Raw genomic sequence first — 19,295 nt, 5'->3', positions numbered from 1 at the left:
AGAATAACTAATTGAAATTATCGCAATTTATTTTTTTCAAAATGCAAATATAACTGCATTTTTTTGCAAATTGCAAAGCAATAGGTAACTCCATGTTAGTTAAAGAGCAGATCAAACGATTAATATATTTAGGGCTTTATGCGCTTTACACGCGTATTAAGCTTTTTATTATTCCGTTTTGCATTGTGCCTCTTGTTGTTATTTTCATGGGGCTGACTGCTCAAAAACAATATACCAACCACGCAACCATTTTGATTGAAGAATCTGCACTTTTAAATCCGTACTTAGATGATCTGTCTTTTTCATTTCAGTTATCAGATCGTATGGCAGCACTTAGAACTTTAGTTATAAGCAGAAAAGTACTTATTGCTGTCGCTAAGGAAACTAATTTAATCGCAGAAGATGCAACGCCAAAACAAGTTGAAGAAATTCATCAAAAGCTCTCTAAAGCTCTCTCTTTGTCATTAATCGGCGATGAATTAGTGCGTATAAACTTTATATGGCACGACCAAAGTCAAATGAAACCTGTACTTGAAAAAGTGGTAGAGAAATTTATTGAACGCTTACTTGCGCCAACTAAAGCCTCTTTAGATACGTCAGAACAATTTTTCTTTCAACAACTTGAAGGGTTACGCCAAGAGTTAGAAGTATCTGAAGAATCTCTTGCTAAATTTAAAAGCCAAAATAGCAATACATTACCAACGGTTTTACATAGCAACCGCGAAACATTCGATAAATTATTATCGGAAAAACAGCAGAAATTAATTGCTCTTTCTGGTGCTAAAGCAAAGCTCAATGCACTAAAAAATAAAGTAGGGCAAGCTAATCCAATCCTAGGGAAGTTAGAAGAAAAAATTATTCGTACAGAATCTGAATTAAGTCTACTGCGCACTCGTTATACAGATAAGCACAGTAAAGTTATTGAAAAAACACGTACTTTAAAAAACTTAAAAGCGCGTCAGCAGTCATTACTTGAATCAAGCGAAGACTTAGATACCTCGAATTTAGATCAACTTTGGCAAATGGTTAACACCTTGCCTTCGGGTGAAAATAAAGAATCCAGTGTATTGGTTTCTCAGCTGCTTGCCTTAGAAGAGGCTAAAAATAACCTGCTTCAACAGGAACAAGAATTTGCAATGCTAGAAGAACAGGTAAAAGAGGTAAGCGAGAGATTATTAATTACCAGCGATGTAGAAAAACAGCTAAGAAAATTAGAACGAGATTACGAAGTTAAACAATCGTTGTACAAAGATATGTTAAGCCGATACGAAATGGCAAAAGTAACAGGAAAACTTGTTAAATATGAAGGCCCAGACAAAGTAAAAACAATTGAACGCGCCTATAGCCCAACGCAACCAATCAATACCTCTTTAGTCATGACAATCGTGATTGGAGTCGTGCTTGGAATGTTTACAGGTGGAGCAAGTGTATTTGTTGCTTCACTTTGCGACAGCCATCTAAAAGATATTCAAACTATTGAAAAGCTTAGTAATGCACACGTAGTAACTGTCCTGCCAATTATAAACAGCAGTGCATCTAACAAGCATATTGAAGGAGAACCTTTATGAAGGTAATGCACTTAGTACAGCATTTAGAAGTTGGCGGCCTAGAAAAAATGGCAATTACGCTATTAAAGAATAGTCAATATAGCCAAACAACCATCATCGTCTCGTTAGAAGGTGATAAGGAGTCAGCAATCAAACAATGGCCGGAACTTAGCAATTATAAAAGCAGTGTTTTTTGTTTAAATAAAGCACCTGGCTTTAAAGGTTCGGTTATAAAAAAATTAAAGGCGCTTATAAAAGAGCAGCAAATAGATATTATTCATAGTCATCATATAGGTCCATTACTGTACGCTGGTATTGTGTGTTCATTAACAACTAAGCGTATTCGCCATGTTTCGACTATTCATGATGCTTGGTATTTAAACAATATTAAGCAACGTTTCTTCACCAGAGCTCTTAACTTATTAACACATATTCATTGGGTAGCAGATGCAAACATCGTAGCCAATGAGTTTCAATCAAAAACGTCAATCATACCTCAACAGACAATTTTAAATGGTATTGATTGCGAGCAATTTAAAGCAATAGATAAATCATGTGCACGCCAGCAGTTAAACTTACCAGAAAATGTTCAGTTGATCGGGTGTGCAGCCCGACTAATTGAAGGTAAAGGGCATAAAGACTTAATACATGCTCTCATTTATTTGCCTGAGAATTATCACCTTGTATTTGCAGGCGATGGTGACCAGAGAGATTTACTCCACAAAGCTGTTGAAAGCTATGATTTAAAATCGCGAGTACATTTCTTAGGAAATATACACGACATGAGAGTTTTTTACTCTAGCATCGATGTTATGTGTCTATATTCGAAACGAGAAGGTCTGCCCCTGTCTATCATTGAAGCGATGTCATGTGGAGTACCTATTGTCGCATCTGATGTAGGTGGTATTCACGAAGTTGTAACTGATAAAGAGGGGGAATTGATTGCAGCAAATAACTACAAGCTAATTGCCCCTGCAATATTACGTACTTTGCAATTACCAAACGGAAATCCTATTCGTCATCATGCTATAGCTGTTGCTGATGCACGGACCATGAGCAGTCAATATGACAATTTATACACAGCGTTAGCGTGATGGGAGGCTATGATGACAATCTTCAGTATCGTATTTTTAGTATTAGTATTCGTTGCAATTTACCACCATGTTGGATATCCAATCATGGTTAATTGGGCTGCAAAAAGTCACAAATCTAAACACAAAAATAGCAAGGCTGACCCTAAAACCTATCAGCCAAATATTGGTATTTTAATGTGCGCGTATAACGAACAAGACCACATAGCAGAAAAGTTACATAACTTAGCCTCATTGTTATATGACAATGATCATTACAGCATACATGTCTATTTTGATGGTTGCACAGATGCGACGGTGAACAGAGCTTATGAGGCTCAACGTGTTTTACTGAGCCATGGTGTGCAATGTTTTTTCCATGTTAGGGAAGAGAACAAAGGTAAAGTGCATGGATTAAATACATTAATGGGGTTAGCTAAATTTCAAAATGATATTTTATTGTTCACTGACGTGAGCGCGCTTTTGAGCATTGATGCTTTAAATAAGGTCGCCGATAAATTTAGTAATCCAAAAGTTGCAATTTCTACGGGAGTGTACACACTTGATGATAGGGCTCCAGATGCACAAAAAGCATATTGGAAGTATCAAAATCAGGTAAAACTATCTGAGTCCGAGCTAGGTGCAGTAATTGGTGTGCCTGGTGCCATGTTTGCGATGCGTTCAACATCGGCAATAGAGCTTGATGATAACACTATTAATGATGACTTTATTTTATCTATGAATGCGCTTGCACAAGGTGGTAAGGCAGTATTAGATGAAGACGTTGTTATTTATGAGCGTGAATGCGATTTACAACAAGAAGACTACAAACGTCGTATCCGCCTTGGAGCAGGGAATTGGCAACAAATTAAGTCCCTAAAACAGCTTCTAAAGCCTCAACTTGGTTGGACGAGTTTAAACTTTTTTTCGCATAAAGTACTGCGCGGCGTGATGCCGATTATCTTAGCGTGTATCTACTTGTGTATTTTATTCGAAGCTGCATTCATGAAAACCACATGGGCAGTGTTTTTAGCCATAGGCATTTTAAGCTTACACGGTGTTGAGCTGTTAAAGAGTGTTTTTAATATTAAAATACGCGTACCTATTTTAGATAAAGTAAACTATATTTTAAACAGTTATTTTCTGTCTTTATATGGAATTATACGCTACGAGCTAGGGTACTTTAATGCCCCTTGGCGACGTGTGAGGGATAACAATGTGAATCGTTCTTCTTGTGATATATCTGGTAAGTCGCTTGTGAAGGTTATAAAGCGTGGCTGTGATGTTATCGGTGCATTAGTTGCAATCGCTCTCGTTTGGCCCATTTGTTTATTTGCCGCTATCGCAATTAAATTAACTTCTAAAGGCCCGATTATTTTTAGCCAACTTCGTGTCGGTGAAAGCTCAGATAACTTTGTCAAATTATTTAATGTATATAAGTTTCGCTCTATGGTTGTTGATGCTGAATTAAAATCAGGTGCCGTATGGGCGAGTAAGGATGATCCACGAATTACTCCTATTGGCAGATTTATGAGAAAAACGCGTATTGATGAGTTACCGCAATTAATAAACGTTCTTAAAGGGGATATGTCATTAATTGGTCCAAGACCAGAGCGTCCAGTTTTCTATGCAAAGTTAGAAAAAAATATCCCCTATTTTTGTCAACGAACTTATGGCGTAAAACCTGGTATTTCGGGTCTTGCCCAAGTAATGAATGGCTACGACGAATCAATAGAAGATGCTCGCAGTAAAATTGGTTGGGATTATGCCTATTCACTTAGTATGTCTACGCCATTAGCATGGCTAAAATTAGAATGCTCAATAATTGTCAAAACGCTAATGGTTGTTTTTACAGGAAAAGGCCAATAGTTTTATGGTCAAAATCAGTTGCATAATGCAAATTAATTCCTATAAATTAATTGCATTATGCACAAAGTAAATAAAAACTTAAAATTATCAATATCTTATATTCTGGCATTTAAGTTGTAACAGTAAGATTAACCAAACCATCTTAAAGGTAGAAAATCATGACTAATACAACTAAATCTGATGCAAATACCACATTCATCACTTTACCAAATGATTTCTCTGGCTTAGCAGTCGATAGCTTCAAAGATCAGTTCGAAACGGTAGCCACGAGTGAACAATTAAATGTGGTTCTGGATTTTAGTGACACCACCTTCATCGACTCCTCAGGTATTGGTGCCATGGTATTTTTATATAAACGAATTGAGAAAAAAGGCCAAAAGCTTTCTTTACTGAACGTTTCAGGTCAACCACATAAATTAATGAGTTTACTAAGAGTAGATAAAACCATCCCATTCATTGAGCAAGCTGACATCGCGTGAGGTGAGTTATGAAGCACATACTAATAACAGTTTTACTGATTATAATTGGCGGATGTGCTTCTTGGCCTGATGAAGGACAAGGAGGCTGGGCCGAAAAATACCAAAATTACCCATTAACCGATGAACAAAATGAGCTTATTTACGATACACAAGAAACAGTGGTTTTGAGTGAGTTTGAACATCACGTTTTGAAATTAGATTTGTTGAAAGCTCAAGGCATCAAACAATGTATGCCCGCTCAATTGCTTAAAGCTCAAATTTATGAAAATCGTATACGTCGTTTAATCGCAGCCCAAATGTGGGAAGACGCAGAGCATGATCTTTTGATCCATTACCACGGCCTAAACCAGTTATCAAAACACTTTGAAACAGTTAATGCGATGACGCAATGTGCTGGCCCAACGGAAAATGAGCAGGTGATGACTGCATCATTGAAAGAGCAGATCACTGAGCTGCTAAATAGTGACAATCAATTCTCTTTTAATGACTTTCAAGTAACACCTAAATACATCTCTCGATTATCACAAGCGGCTGACTTAATAAAACAAGTAGATAAAATCAATTTATTACTAGTAGGGCATACAGATATTAGCGGGCAACAAACCAATAACTATGAATTAGCATTGAAACGTGCAGAGACGGTTAAACATTGGTTAGGAATTTACGGGGTTAATCCAGCTACGATTACAACGCTCACACAAGGTAGTTTATCACCTTATAGCAATGAGCCCGACTCAAATGCTAAACGCCACTCAGATAGACGTGTAGAAGCGATAGTTATTGATATTACTGACAAAGATACGAACAAAAAAGTACATGCATTATCCAGTTGGACCAAAGTTTTAAATGGTCCTAAGGGGCAATAATATGAAACAATTAATTTTAATATGCTTACTTATGTTCTCAACACTCGCTGTTGCAGAGCAAGTTCAAGTCGGAAACAAAATATATTTATACTTACCGGGTGAAGTAGAGTTTGATGAACCATTTGAAGTTGCCAAAGATGGCACCATCACTTTACCTGAGCTTGGTAAGATTAAAGTAACTGGCGCTGAACTTGCTGAAATTGAACAGCAACTACGTGCTGCATTAAGCGAAGTCTATGTTGCGATGGACGATTTTTATGTCGAAATTCGTTCTAGAGATATTTTTATTAATGTTATGGGTTATGTGAACGACCCATCTCAAGTCAGTATTCCCCGTGATGGTAATATCCAAATGGTCATTGCACGTGCAGGTGGCTTGAAACCAGGGGCACAGCTAGACAGACTACAAATTCGTCGCGGTAACGATGTAATAGAATTCAATTACAAAGCCTATTTAGATTCAGGCAACATTGACTTATTACCCCAATTACAAAGTGCCGACACAGTATTCGTACCTGTATCACCACTATTAGGCAATGTACAAATCGATTTTGATGCGCAAACATTAAGTGCATCCGGTGATGCCAGCGATAACAGTGCAATCACCTTACTTGGTGAAGTCCACAATCCAGGTAGTTTTTCATTCAAAGAAAATATGAGTGTATTAGATGCATTGATGCGAGCTGAAGGCGTAACTCGCTACGCAGATGTAACCAAAATTCGCGTTATCGTAGACAAAACACCTGTTGTTTTTGACCTAAAAGCGTATTTGGATAAACCTAACAACGATACAATGCCTGCATTAAAAGCTGGTTCTACGATTTACGTGCCTATCATGGTTGATGATGTAAACACTACATCACGTACCGTCTACATCATGGGTGAAGTACAAAAGCCGGGTGCTTATGAGGCCGGCGATAGTACCAGCTTTTTAGATATTCTTGCGAATGCCGGCGGGCCGACTCGCTTTGCAGAAACTCGCCAGATTAAGATTTTAACGCCATCGGGCGAAAGTATTTTATTCGATCTGCAAGGCTACAGTGAAGGAATTGTGACTGTAAAAGTGCCTAACTTAAACCCAGGAGATGTGATTTTTGTTCCAGAAAAGACTGACCAAAATGAAAAAAGTTGGTTGAAAGTGCCACCAAAACGCGCAATTAAAATTATCGGCGCAATCCAATCACCGGGCCGTTATGAATGGAGTCCCGAAATGGATTTCACAGATTTACTTGCGCATGCAGGCGGGCCAACTAAAGGCGCAAATATCAATGATATAAAGATCGTTCGTAACGGTGAAGTCACTAAACGTTTCGATTTAGAGCAGTATACAATTAATGATGCAGGAAACTATGAATTACCCAACTTGATTGCTGGCGACACTATCATTGTTGAGGAACTGCCAGTTGATCCTGCTGATAATAAATCGCAATGGATCCGCCAAGAATCAAGTAAATCTATTTATATAATGGGGCAAGTTGGTTCTCCTGGCCGCTATGCATTTAATACCAATATGCATTTTATTGATATTTTAGCCGCGGCTGATGGTCCTACAGATAATGCAGATTTACGTAATATTCGTATTACCCATCGTAATGGAAACACTGCAAAGGTTAGTAAGTTAAACCTCGCACTTTATTTTGAAACAGGCGATGAAACACTCTTTCCACACGTTTTACCAGGCGATACCATCTACATTCCTGAAAAAGATAAAGATTGGTTACGTACCCCTAAAGAGCAAGTAGTGCGTATTATGGGGGCTGTTGAAAAGCCTGGTCGTTACAGCTTTGATGACACTATGACGGTACTTGACGTACTAGCAGAAGCAGGCGGTCCATCAAGCTCTGCACTCATAGACAAAATTGTGGTGGTTAATCATTCATGCTGTAAAGAGCAGTCTCGTGTATTTGATTTAGAAGAGTTTGTTAAGAATCCGAATTCAGCGTATATCCCTGTGTTACGTGCCGGCGATACGCTTTATGTGCCAGATAAAGGTCAGGATTTAATTAGCCAATTTAAATCTAACTTTCTCGACTTCATAACAGTAATCGCTTTAGTGGTGGGCCTATGAAAATGATACCTTCTCAATACCAAGAGCTTGAAGCAGTTTGTAATGAAATTGATAACCTTAAAGCTCGCTGTATTTGTTTTATATCTTTAACAGGAAGTGAGGGTTCAACTTCCTTATGTACTAGCGTTGCAACAAGACTATGCAATCAATCAAAAAAAGTTTTGATCATTGATTTGAACCCAATTTCGCCTTTTAAACTTGATCAGAACCAAAGTACTGACGTTGGGCCATGGTGCTTTAGTGATATAAGTTGTCAATTGAATATTATTAGCACAGATCACGTTGATATTTTAACTATGCAGCATCTAAATGAGCTGGAATCAGTTAAAAACAAATCAATCCTAAACGATGCAATTGAACGAATAAAACAAGAATATGACTATGTGTTTATTGATATGAGCCCAGCACTTAAGTGTAATCGAGGCAATGTACCATTACATGCGCTAAGCTTATGTACTGACATGACATTTTTGACTGTTTCATTAGGTTTAAATGATGAAGAAGCACTGTGCCATGGCATTACAAATCTAGAGCAAGCAGGATTGACTGAGATTAAAATTGTAGTCGCACAGCATAACTTTGCTCCACTGGGTACACGTTTGATTGAGTCACTTAAAACGCGCCAACATAAATGGCCTAAACTTTCTAATTACCTAATAAATAAAATAATTAAACAACGTTGGTTGTTTACTGCATATTGAGAGACAAATGGACTGCCTTTATCAAAAGAGTTATACGCTAGATTGGCCGATAGTGAGTGAGATACGGCATGTTTTAAAACATATCCTTACTGCAATTAGTGTCAAGCACCAAGACATTGATGCTGCAGGCCTTGTAGCAACCGAGTATTTAACTAATTTACTACGCCACACAAAGAAAAATGATAAGCCTTTGTTATTTAGTATATTTAAAGTATCAAACCAGCAGTTACGAATTGAATTTAAAGATTCATTTAAAAGTTATGATATTTTTAATAATCACTCATCAAATTGGGAAATAGACAGTGGTGAGCTTGTTGAAGGGGGGATGGGGGTTGCGCTTATCAAGCATTATTTTCCTAATGCTAGCTATAATACTCATCATCAATTTAATACATTTTCTTTCTGTTTAAACAATATCGATAAGCGGCCAACATTGATATACATTGATGATGATAAGTCACAATTGGCTCTGCTTAAAGCCTATTTATCTGAACATTTTCAAGTAATTTGTTGCGAAGACATTGAATCAGGTTGGCAAGAGATCCTTACCTCAGGTGCGACGATTTTACTGTTAGACCACAAGCTTAAAAATGGTACGAGTGAGCCGCTATTAAAACGACTAAACCAGTCAAATCTAAAAATTAATTTATCAGTTGTTATGCTCACGGGGGATGACAGTGAAGAGTTGATAAAAAGAATTAATATGCTCGGCGTTGATGATTATCTAGTTAAACCTGTTACCAAAACTAGATTACTGCAAAGTATTGAAAGAATTGTTCATCGGTTCTCTGCTTTAAAGTACTTTGTTAATGAGGACAGAGCACCAACCAAACGTGAGTTAGAAACGTATAACGCTTATAATTTTGGCTCAATTATAAGCCAAATGGGGGGAGATTTTTGTTTGTATCCCCACCAGCATAGCAACGCCGTGGTAATTGGCGATATGATGGGACATGGTCTAGTCGCTTTAAAAGAGAGCTTTGCTATTAAAGGTTTTTTAAGTGGTTGTTTAGCAACAGAGATCCCTTTAGAGACCGTACTACCTATGTTGAATAGAGCCCTTTCTGAGCAGCGCTTATGTAAATCAAGCTTAGTAACCTTGTTGATAATTTATATCGAAGATAACCGTTTACATTGGTTCAATGCGGGTCATCCTGCGCCTTGTGTTATTAATAAACAAGGTCGTTTAGAGCAGCTAGTTGGCACAGATCCTTTGCTTGGCCTTAATGATCAACATCAATTTAAGCATTACCAATATGAACTAGCTGAGGTTGAGCACATATTAATCTTTACAGATGGCTGGTTAGATAACCAGCACTTAGATGAAGTGGATCAAATAGTATCGAAATTAAACGCAAACAAACTCTACAATGAAGATTTTGCATATGGTTTATGGCAAGCCAGTCAAGTGAAGTTATCTGAAGAAGTTGATGATGCATCACTCATTGTGATCAACAAACACTAAAGTTTGAGTTTACAAACTGAGCGATTTCACACTAAGCTATTAGTAAGGTTTTGTATCATAATCACTTTATCTCAACAGCTATTAAAATAAGGACATACCAATGCCACCTAAAATTCTCATTGTTGAAGATACTGAGTCACTGGCTTTAATGTACCAGTCATACTTAATACCCACGGGTGTAAATACGCGCATCGCTTACACCGGCGAGCAGGCGATAGCTGCTTTAGAAGAATTTCAACCAGACCTGATCATATTAGATGTCATGCTGCCGGATATGAATGGCCTTGATATTTTATCATCATTAAATGCTGAGAACTCTCCGCAGGTAATTGTCTTAACAGGCCATGCAACAAAAGAAATGGCCATTAAAGCAATTAAATTAGGTGCGAGTGACTTTTTAGAAAAACCCATTGAAGCGGATCGTTTTCGGATCACTGTAAATAACGGATTAAAACTAAAAGACTTAAAGCAAACCGTAAAAACATACAAAAGTACCTATGAGAATGGACAGTACTTTGATTTGATTGGCAGCTCTGCTGAAATGCAATCTGTTTACCAAATTATTAAATCTGCCTCAGCAAGCAAAGCAACTGTTTTTATTACTGGTGAAAGTGGTACAGGAAAAGAATTATGTGCCCGTGCAGTGCACCTAGCATCTCCGCGTGCAAATAAACCCTTTGTTGCTTTGAATTGTGCCGCAATTCCTAAAGATTTAATTGAAAGTGAGATTTTTGGACATTTAAAAGGCGCATTTACAGGGGCCATTGCAAACCGTGAAGGGGCTGCCGGCCAAGCTGATGGAGGAACTTTATTTTTAGATGAGCTCTGCGAAATGGATATTAATCTTCAGAGTAAACTCTTGCGCTTTATTCAAACTGGTTGTTATCAGCAAGTAGGGAGTGAAAAAGAGGTTAAAGTTGATGTACGTTTTGTTTGTGCAACAAATCGTGATCCTTTGCTTGAGGTTAAAGAAGGGCGTTTCCGCGAGGATCTATATTATCGTTTACATGTTATTCCTGTCACTTTACCACCTCTTAATCAACGTGGCAGAGACGTTATTGAGATAGCTGATGCCTTATTCAAAAAAATTAGTAAAGAGGAAGGGCGTAGTTACAGGGGCATGTCTGATGCTGTTAAAAACATGTTTTTAAAATACAGTTGGCCGGGTAATGTTCGACAGCTAGAAAATACAATTAGAAATATTCTCGTACTTCACAATGAGGATTATATAGAAACAAATATGATCCCTGCTTTACCTCATAGCCAAAACCAGTCAGTCGAAACGGCAGCTTCTGAACCAAGTCATAGGGTTAAAACACAATTTGAGGATAATACGCCTATATCTTCAGAAATAATTTCAATTGATGAAAAACCAGCAGAGTTTTCTCAGTCAGATATAGAACCCCTTTGGTTAGTTGAAAAACGCTATATAGAACAGTCTATCGATGCTTGTGATAACAATATTCCAAAAGCAGCGGCCTTGTTAGATGTGAGTCCTTCAACACTTTACAGAAAAATCAAGAGTTGGGAGGAAATGCAGGTAAGCTAGCGGTATAAACCTTATTTAATTGTTCAAATTGCTGTTTACCTGAAAAACGTTGCTCAACTAATTGCTTAGCATTCTTGAGCATGTTGCGCTTTTGTTCAGCACTGAGTGATCGTAAGTAATTTAATTGGTTTACTAATGCATCAGTGCTTGAATCAGTCATTAGTAAGCCATTTTTTAAATGTTCAATGGTTTTCACAAGTTGGCCAACAGGTGCAGAAATCACTAGTATACCATTAGACATTGCTTCAAGGACAACCATAGGTAAACCTTCGGCCCTTGAACAAACAACCAATACATCTAAATGTGGCCATATTTGTTCTGGCTCACATTGTCCATGATAAGTTATTGCTGTTAAATCTAATTCACTTGCCATTGGTCCATCACCAAACATATGAAAATTAAGATATTCAGATGAAAACTGTTTAGCAGTCTCAATAAATATATCAGGGGCTTTCTCGTAAGATAAGCGGCCAACAAAGCCAACGTTAATTGGCTCTCTCTCAATGTTTATTGAGTGCTTAGATTTATTATTCAAACTGATAAAGTTTTCCAGTAGTTCTGCTTTGTAAATCTGTTTTGAAAGAATATCTGAAACGGCAAAATTAAATGAAAAGTAGCTTAAAAGCTTATCAAGCCTGTTATATAAATAAACGAGTCCCTGACCTTGCTCACCGGCATGATAAGTAGATATACAACGGCGACTTTGCATTAAGCAAGCGAGCTTGCCTAATATACTTGCTTTATAACCATGAGTATGAAGTAACGAACTGGATGGTAACCCTTTGATAATTCTGTAAAAATCAAAAAAACTTCCGCCCGCAAATTGGTAGTCAATATTTGCATTATCTAAACGATTGTAAAATGCGATGTTATTATGATCTTGATAAAACAAAACTGAGCTTTTAATATTATATTGTTCAAGCAAATTGCATAGGGCAATGATATGGCTTTCGATGCCGCCAATGATGCTTGAATCTACAAATAAAATAACACTGTACTTCATATCTACTCCAAGGAAAAAACATGATAGATACTGCTACATTTGCACAATTGCAACAGGATGTTGGTGAAGACCTAGCAAAACAGCTACTACAAGTGTACCTAACTGAATCCACACAAATTGTTAACGATATTGCTGATACAACAAAACAAGCAACTATTTCTTTAAATGCTCATAGTCTGAAAAGCAGTAGCCGAAGCTATGGCGCGCTTTCTGTAGGTTCTATTGCTGAACAAATTGAGCACAAAGCCAAAGCTGAACAATTCGATCATGAATTGCATGATTTAATCGAGACACTGCAAGATCAATTTTCACTAACACTAAAGCATGGAAATAGCTTGATCAGTTCGGCTTGATTTATCAGCCTCCAAAATTAATGGCATTTTAAGTATCTCACCAAAAACAGTACTAAGTTGTTCAATATCATGTTGCTGATTTGGTGTTTTAATCACATCATCAAAATGTGAAACAATTTCGCTAAGTGCGTCGTGTGAAATACTTAAATCACAAAATGAATATCCCAGCATACTTTCAAGCCAATCAACGGGTTTTAAATCTAATGATTTAATTACACTTGTTTCTTTTGCAATATTTTCTATAAACACTCGACACGCTGAAGTCATGTTAATTGCTTGAGCGATATCTTCTACAAGCATAGCTGGCATGACACTGGTTATTAGGCTACCAGGACCAATTAAAATTAAGTCAGCATTATGTATTGCTTCAACAGCACCTGGAGCCGCATTTACATTTTGAGATAGAGTGACATAGTCAGGTAACTGAGTTAGCGAGTCTATCTGGCATTCACCAATAATTTTTTCACCGTTTGGTAAAACAGCTAATAAATCGGTTGGCTCATCAGACATTGGCAAAATGGTTTCAGAATTGCCCAACATCGCATTGAACCAAGCAATTGCCTGAGTCGCAGAGTTAGTTTGTTGTGATAACCCTAGCAGTGTTAAATTACCTAAACTATGACCATCTAACTCACCGCCTTCAAAGCGATGGTGAAATACTTTATGTACTAATGAGTCATCATCGGCAAGTTGTAGGCAACAACGTCTTATATCACCTAAAGCAACGCCCCCCTGACTATTTCTTAGTTTTCCTGTACTACCACCATTATCAGTTGTTGCGACAATTGCAGTGAGTTCTGCGCAATGTGGTCTAATTGCACTAAGCATATGAGATAAGCCGTGGCCACCACCAATACATACAATTTTCATTTGATTCACCCTAATTAGTTCATACCAATTAAAAGCATAAGGCATACCATTTTTAAGATTTAGCTAATATGATGAAATATCGATAATTTTTTAAAAAATATATGGATGAATCTAATTCTTTTTTCTATATTTGCATTATGCGATGCAATTTTTGATAGGAAAAGCCATGGCGGGTATTAACTTAGAGCAATTACCAATTGTGCTAAGACAGTTTAATGGAATAACAGAAAATCAAACTGTTAAAAAAGAACTTCAATTTTTACTGAATCCTTATTTTAGTTTTAATGAGCTTTGTTTAATTAATATTGAAAACAATAAAGCATCAGTCGAAATGCGTACTATGAAGTATTTCGATTTTGAAGAAACATTGTTTATTGATGCTTTGATTGATGACTCAATGTTATGGGTTGAGATTAACAATAGCAGCATGTTTAGAACCCCAAGCAATGTAGAGAGTGCTTTAGTCTTTCAAGTAAAAACAGGATTTGGTAAAGCTCAATGCCTGGTATTTTTATCTATTGAACCAGGAGCTTGTTTTAACGAACTTGAATCAATGCCATTACAAATTTTACTTCAACAAGTTGCACATCAATTAGAACATCAAACGAGGCTTAACAGGCAAAAATTTCATTCGACTTCACTATTAAGCCGTTTAGCTGAGCTTTCAAATCTATTTAATGACTTTGCCAGTGAATGGTTTTGGAAAACCACAGAAAATAATCTGTTTACAAACGTATTAACCTCAAACGTAGCAAACAATCTATACAAAAGGCATTTCCTGAATAAAACATTTGACGATGTAATAACTGAACATGAACAAACGCAGTTAAAAAAGTGGTCTCAATTTAAACACTTATTGTCAGAACAAAATGAATTTATAGATTTTGAATTTGAGATAAATTCATCACCTCAAGCTTGGGTGTCTTTTAGTGGTAAACCGCAATATGATGCAAATGGCCATTTCAAAGGCTATATGGGTATTGCAAAAGATATAACAGTAAATAAAGATAGAGAGTATGCACTTAATCTAGCGAAGAACAAGGCTGAAGAAGCCAGTCTTGCAAAATCGCAATTTTTAACTGTTATGTCGCATGAAATAAGAACCCCAATGAACGCCATTGTTGGCATGTTAGAACTACTCGCTGACTCTGAGTTAAATGAAAAACAGAGTAGGTGGTTAAATTACGCTAATACTAGTGCAGACCTTCTTCTAGATCTGATAAGCGATGTTTTAGATTTTTCAAAAATCGAAAGTGGCTCACTGCAACTTGATGTCAAAGCGACAGACATTTATACATTGGTTAAAAATATCGCTTCTCAATTCTTAGAAACAAGCCAAAGCACGGGCGTTATTTTTTCATCTGAAATAAAAACGGGATTACCTAAAACTATCGATATAGATAGTGCTCGCGTTGGACAGATCCTATTTAATATTTTAGATAATGCGATTAAATTTACTAAAGTTGGTACTGTTAATTTTAAAGTTGATAGTACCGAAAAAGAACTTATTTTTGAGATATCGGATACAGGGCAAGGTATGTCTCAGTCTCAACTTGAGACAATCTATGACGCTTTCAAACAACATGATGATGGTGTAAACAGGCAAGCTGAAGGGATAGGTCTTGGGCTGAGTATTACAAAAAGTCTGGTCGATCTTATGAAAGGAACTATCACTGTTGTTAGTGAGCCTAACGTAGGCACTAAATTTACGATAGTGATACCCTTTACCTTGGTAAAAGAGACCACTCACACACAGGAACAAGAACAGTCACTTGAGCCGATTTCTATTTTAGTAACAGAAGATAATAAAACGAATCAGGTGTTAATTAAGACATTCCTAGAAAAACTTAACCATCATGTAACACTTGCAGATAACGGCCAGCAGGCAATTGAAAAAGTGCAAGCAAGTACTTTTGATTTGGTTCTTATGGATATGATGATGCCGGTTATGGATGGAATAAGTGCAACTAAGTACATGCGCGAGAAACTAAACCTCACCATACCTATTGTGGCGTTAACTGCAAATGCTTCTAAACAAGATAAGAGCGCTTGTTTAGAAGCAGGAATGGACAAAGTGCTTACTAAACCAATCAGATTTCATGATTTAAATCGTGCTTTACGTATTTTATTCAGCCAATAAAAAAGCCCCAAATTGGGGCTTTAAAATAAACAATACTAATTTTACAACACCATTGCCGCAACCCAGCCAGCAATCAGTAGTGGAATATTAAAATGGATAAAAGTAGGCACGACAGAGTCCCAAATATGGTCGTGTTGACCATCTGCATTTAAGCCAGATGTTGGGCCAAGTGTTGAATCAGAGGCAGGGGAGCCCGCATCACCTAGCGCACCAGCAGTACCAACCAGTGCCGCAGTAGCCATAACAGAAAAGTTTAGTTCCATACAAAGTGGTACAAACAGGGTGGCTATAATTGGCACCGTCGAAAACGAGCTACCAATGCCCATGGTGATTAATAAGCCAACGAGTAAAATTAACGCAGCGGCAAGGGGTTTGTTACCCTCAATCAACCCTGCGGCAGAGCTAACTAATGAAGCTACATCACCGGTTGCTTTCATCACTGAAGCAAAACCTTGCGCCGAAATCATAATAAAGCCAATCATCGCCATCATAGCAATGCCTTTACTAAATACATCGCCGTTTTGTTCAAGTTTTACAACACCGAATAAGGTAAATATAGCTACCCCAACAAGACCACCTAGGATCATAGAGCCACTAATATTTTGTGCCACTAATGAACAAAGTACGGCGGTAATTCCCACTGCTAAAACCTTTTTAGGCTGTTCAATGACAACCTCTTGCTGTTGCTCTGTTAGGCTGTGAGACTCGTAACTACGGCGTTTTCGATAAGATATAAACACCGCAACCAATAAACCTAATAACATCCCAATGGCTGGAATGATCATTGCCATCGGCACTTGAGTATTAACAATCTCTAAGCCATTTTCAGTGAGGTTTTTGTGTAGTATCGAGTATAAATAAATGCCACCAAAACCATAAGGTAGCACCATGTAAGAGGTGGCTAAGCCGAAGGTTAAGATACACGCAATAGCACGTCTATCAAGGCGTAACTTGTTGAATACAACAAGCAGAGGCGGAATTAGAATTGGGATAAAAGCAATATGTACGGGTATCAAATTTTGCGACGAGATCGCACACAGTAAAATAATACTTAATATAAGATAACTAAGCGTCGTTTCGCCTTTATGGCTATTGTCGTTTACTTGCTTTAGTAACTTAGACGCTAAAATACGGGTTAAACCCGACTTAGAAATAGCCACCGCAAATGCACCTAACATCGCATAGCTCAGTGCTATTTCAGCGCCGCCCGATAAGCCATCATTAAATGCATTAACGGTTTGTGATAAACCAAGGCCTGCGGTCAAACCCGCAACAATTGCGCTTACCGTCATCGCCACAATGACATTAATTCGACAAAGTGTCAGGATCAGCATCAACATAACGCCGACAATTACTGCATTCATATTGTTCTCTATTTGGCTGTTTTGAGAGAGTTTAACAGAACTCGTACGCGGTTTATGCGATTTTGGTTATATGATTGCTGTTGATAACGTACTTCGATGATTATTTGCTCAAACTCACTTAAATATGCCTCTGTTCTAGGCTTTTGCTGTTTAATTAAAGCAATATTTTGCAGTGGCGTGTTGGTATCAACTGGCTCAATGCCTTGCTTTTTTGCCCACAGGTATAGCTTAGTGATGTCATCAACCAGCGGCTCTCTACTTCGAATAGGGCGTTTGTTATATAAGAAATAGCCAGTAAAGCTCAGTAATAATGTACCTAACACAATTAAAGGTGTTAGCCATGCTGACTTATTGCCAAACAGAGAATCAAATAAACTTTGTTGTGATTCTTGGTCAAACGTAAGCACCCAGTTAGTCCATTTATAGTCGAGTTCTTCAAGGTGAATTCTAAGCCAGTTTATTGCTTTAAAATGACTCCAACGTTTTAAACCAAAGTTAAGATTGTCATTAAAGCTTTCGTTTAAATCCCCCAGTTGTGATAACGAACCGTTTAAACGTTCCGGGGCAACAACAGAGGTAGCATCAAATATATGCCACTTTTCATCAAAGAACACTTCGACCCAAGCATGGGCATCATATTGGTAAATGTTAAGCGTAGCGGCTTTAGTTTGTTCTCCGCCTAAATAACCCGACACAACACGGGCAGGGTAACCAGCCACCCGAAACATAAATGCAGCGGTGCTGGCATAGTGACCACAAAAGCCTCGCTTGGTATCAAACACAAACTGGTCTAGCGTATTATCACCATACATGGGTGTAGGTGTTAATGTGTAAGCAAACTGCTGCTGATTAAAGTAATCAAGTAGCGAGTTAAAGTAAGCTTGCGCATTTTTATGCTCAGCAGCTAGTTCATTTGCCAAAGCTGTTGTTTGTGGATTGGTTGTTTTCGGTAAGCGGGTGTATAAGCGTTTTTCAAATTCATTTAGGCTCAGCGAGGCTTTGCTACTCGTTACCGCGTATTTAATGTTTTTGTTTAAGTTACCTTTGCGTTTTAACAAACCATTGTAGGTTGAGTGCACATCAGAATTAGCACTTTGCGCAAAGCCAACTGCAAAAAGCCAATTAGAAGATGAAGGCTCTGCAATAACCTGATAATTAACACCATTACTTTGAGTAATTGTACGGCGAATTGGGTTATATTGTTGCGATTTCAAAATGTCCGATATTAACCATTCACTACCATTAAACTCATCATGAATAAGACTGCGCCAGTAATAGGGGGCTTGTAAGGCTTGCTCTGGCTGTTGTTCTACCCGAAAAACTAAGTCATCAGATTCCGCTAATTTCGCAATCGAAAAGGGGTTAACTTGCTCTGATAAACCCGTTTTAGCAAGCTTTGGCCCCGGTAGCTGCCAAAACGCTGGAATTTTAGGTAAAAATAAAATCAAAAATGCCGCTATGGGTAAGGCTAGTAGTATGGTTTTAAAACTTTTTTTGTTAGCGGCCTTAAAGCTTTGCGGGCTAGTTAAATAGCCAAGTACCGCGAAGTTAACAATATAAAGTACACTGACTACCAAGGTTTCAAATAACCCTTGATGAAACAAATACACCGTTGAAAGGTTAAAAAACACCAGTAAACACACAGTTTGATACTGTTTAACGGTTTTCGCTTGTAGCAATTTAAAGCTACTAGCAAGTAGCATCATCGAGACAAATAACTTTACGGTATCGCCCACTCCAACCAGAACAAATAAGGCTACTAAGCAAACCGCAGCCAAAATATTTGCCACCAATCCATTTAGTTTTTTATAAAACTTACCTAAAAACAGGTTTAAAAAGCTAAGGCCCGCCAATATGGCTAAGAATGGAGTCGCTACTTCAGTAAACAAAAAGCCACTGGTAACAATAAACAGCACTGATAAAACAGTATTTATAAGCGGCGTATTCATAA

The 19,295-nt window shown here is 37.6% G+C and carries 15 protein-coding genes; 11 read left to right on the top strand and 4 right to left on the bottom strand.

What is annotated here, in order from left to right; all coding sequences use genetic code 11:
- The first annotated feature begins 92 nt into the window (after nucleotides 1–92).
- From L1266_RS01315 to L1266_RS01275, 9 genes are all read left to right on the top strand, one after another.
- Complete coding sequence (locus tag L1266_RS01315) at nucleotides 93–1,568, top strand: GumC family protein (RefSeq protein WP_054553831.1); 1,476 nt, start codon at nucleotides 93–95, stop codon at nucleotides 1,566–1,568.
- Nucleotides 1,565–2,641 carry a glycosyltransferase gene (locus tag L1266_RS01310; protein ID WP_054553832.1) on the top strand — a complete coding sequence of 359 codons (1,077 nt, stop codon included), beginning with the start codon at nucleotides 1,565–1,567 and terminating at the stop codon, nucleotides 2,639–2,641. The genes L1266_RS01315 and L1266_RS01310 overlap by 4 nt, the downstream gene beginning before the upstream one ends.
- A gap of 9 nt (nucleotides 2,642–2,650) precedes the next feature.
- Complete coding sequence (locus L1266_RS22355; RefSeq protein WP_328259457.1) at nucleotides 2,651–4,486, top strand: sugar transferase; 1,836 nt, start codon at nucleotides 2,651–2,653, stop codon at nucleotides 4,484–4,486.
- Between the two features lie 158 nt (nucleotides 4,487–4,644).
- Nucleotides 4,645–4,965, top strand: coding sequence for an STAS domain-containing protein (locus tag L1266_RS01300; RefSeq protein ID WP_054553834.1), 321 nt, complete (start codon nucleotides 4,645–4,647; stop codon nucleotides 4,963–4,965).
- Between the two features lie 8 nt (nucleotides 4,966–4,973).
- Nucleotides 4,974–5,831: an OmpA family protein gene (locus L1266_RS01295; protein ID WP_138602250.1), complete on the top strand. Its 858-nt coding sequence runs from the start codon at nucleotides 4,974–4,976 to the stop codon at nucleotides 5,829–5,831.
- A gap of 1 nt (nucleotide 5,832) precedes the next feature.
- Nucleotides 5,833–7,899, top strand: a complete 2,067-nt coding sequence (locus L1266_RS01290) for an SLBB domain-containing protein (protein ID WP_054553836.1) — start codon at nucleotides 5,833–5,835, stop codon at nucleotides 7,897–7,899.
- The gene (locus tag L1266_RS01285) at nucleotides 7,896–8,600 is read left to right on the top strand and encodes an AAA family ATPase (protein ID WP_054553837.1); all 705 of its coding nucleotides are present in this window, start codon (nucleotides 7,896–7,898) and stop codon (nucleotides 8,598–8,600) included. Before L1266_RS01290 ends, L1266_RS01285 begins: the two co-directional genes overlap by 4 nt.
- A 7-nt stretch (nucleotides 8,601–8,607) precedes the next feature.
- Entirely contained in the window at nucleotides 8,608–10,065 is a 1,458-nt protein-coding gene (locus tag L1266_RS01280) for a SpoIIE family protein phosphatase (RefSeq protein WP_054553838.1), read from the top strand.
- Nucleotides 10,066–10,165: 100 nt separating this feature from the next.
- Nucleotides 10,166–11,614 carry a sigma-54-dependent transcriptional regulator gene (locus L1266_RS01275; RefSeq protein ID WP_166340141.1) on the top strand — a complete coding sequence of 483 codons (1,449 nt, stop codon included), beginning with the start codon at nucleotides 10,166–10,168 and terminating at the stop codon, nucleotides 11,612–11,614.
- Here the strand turns inward: L1266_RS01275 and L1266_RS01270 are convergent.
- Nucleotides 11,583–12,617 (bottom strand): glycosyltransferase family 4 protein, encoded by a 1,035-nt coding sequence (locus L1266_RS01270; RefSeq protein ID WP_235376645.1) that lies wholly within the window; start codon nucleotides 12,615–12,617, stop codon nucleotides 11,583–11,585. The two genes, L1266_RS01275 and L1266_RS01270, sit on opposite strands and share 32 nt — an antisense overlap.
- 20 nt (nucleotides 12,618–12,637) lie before the next feature.
- Here L1266_RS01270 and L1266_RS01265 point away from each other — a divergent pair, with 20 nt between their 5' ends.
- Nucleotides 12,638–12,970: an Hpt domain-containing protein gene (locus tag L1266_RS01265; protein ID WP_054553841.1), complete on the top strand. Its 333-nt coding sequence runs from the start codon at nucleotides 12,638–12,640 to the stop codon at nucleotides 12,968–12,970.
- On the opposite strand, the gene L1266_RS01260 is transcribed toward L1266_RS01265, so the two are convergent.
- Nucleotides 12,935–13,840 (bottom strand): gluconeogenesis factor YvcK family protein, encoded by a 906-nt coding sequence (locus L1266_RS01260; RefSeq protein WP_235376644.1) that lies wholly within the window; start codon nucleotides 13,838–13,840, stop codon nucleotides 12,935–12,937. The genes L1266_RS01265 and L1266_RS01260 overlap by 36 nt on opposite strands.
- Before the next feature lie 166 nt (nucleotides 13,841–14,006).
- On the opposite strand from L1266_RS01260, the gene L1266_RS01255 reads away from it, so the two are divergent.
- The gene (locus tag L1266_RS01255) at nucleotides 14,007–15,980 is read left to right on the top strand and encodes a response regulator (protein WP_235376643.1); all 1,974 of its coding nucleotides are present in this window, start codon (nucleotides 14,007–14,009) and stop codon (nucleotides 15,978–15,980) included.
- Nucleotides 15,981–16,021: 41 nt separating this feature from the next.
- Here L1266_RS01255 and L1266_RS01250 read toward each other — a convergent pair whose 3' ends face one another.
- A complete protein-coding gene (locus tag L1266_RS01250; RefSeq protein WP_235376642.1) occupies nucleotides 16,022–17,344 on the bottom strand; it encodes a Na+/H+ antiporter family protein in 1,323 nt (440 codons plus the stop codon).
- An 8-nt stretch (nucleotides 17,345–17,352) separates the two neighbouring features.
- On the bottom strand, nucleotides 17,353–19,293 hold the full coding sequence (locus L1266_RS01245; protein ID WP_235376641.1) for a transglutaminase family protein: 1,941 nt from the start codon (nucleotides 19,291–19,293) through the stop codon (nucleotides 17,353–17,355).
- Between the last annotated feature and the right edge of the window lie 2 nt (nucleotides 19,294–19,295).

Origin of the sequence: Pseudoalteromonas sp. Cn5-37, from assembly GCF_021532495.1 — a bacterium.
Classification (GTDB): domain Bacteria; phylum Pseudomonadota; class Gammaproteobacteria; order Enterobacterales; family Alteromonadaceae; genus Pseudoalteromonas; species Pseudoalteromonas simplex.
The sequence above is the reverse complement of the archived record's forward strand: the minus strand, read 5'-3'. Positions and strand labels throughout refer to the sequence as shown.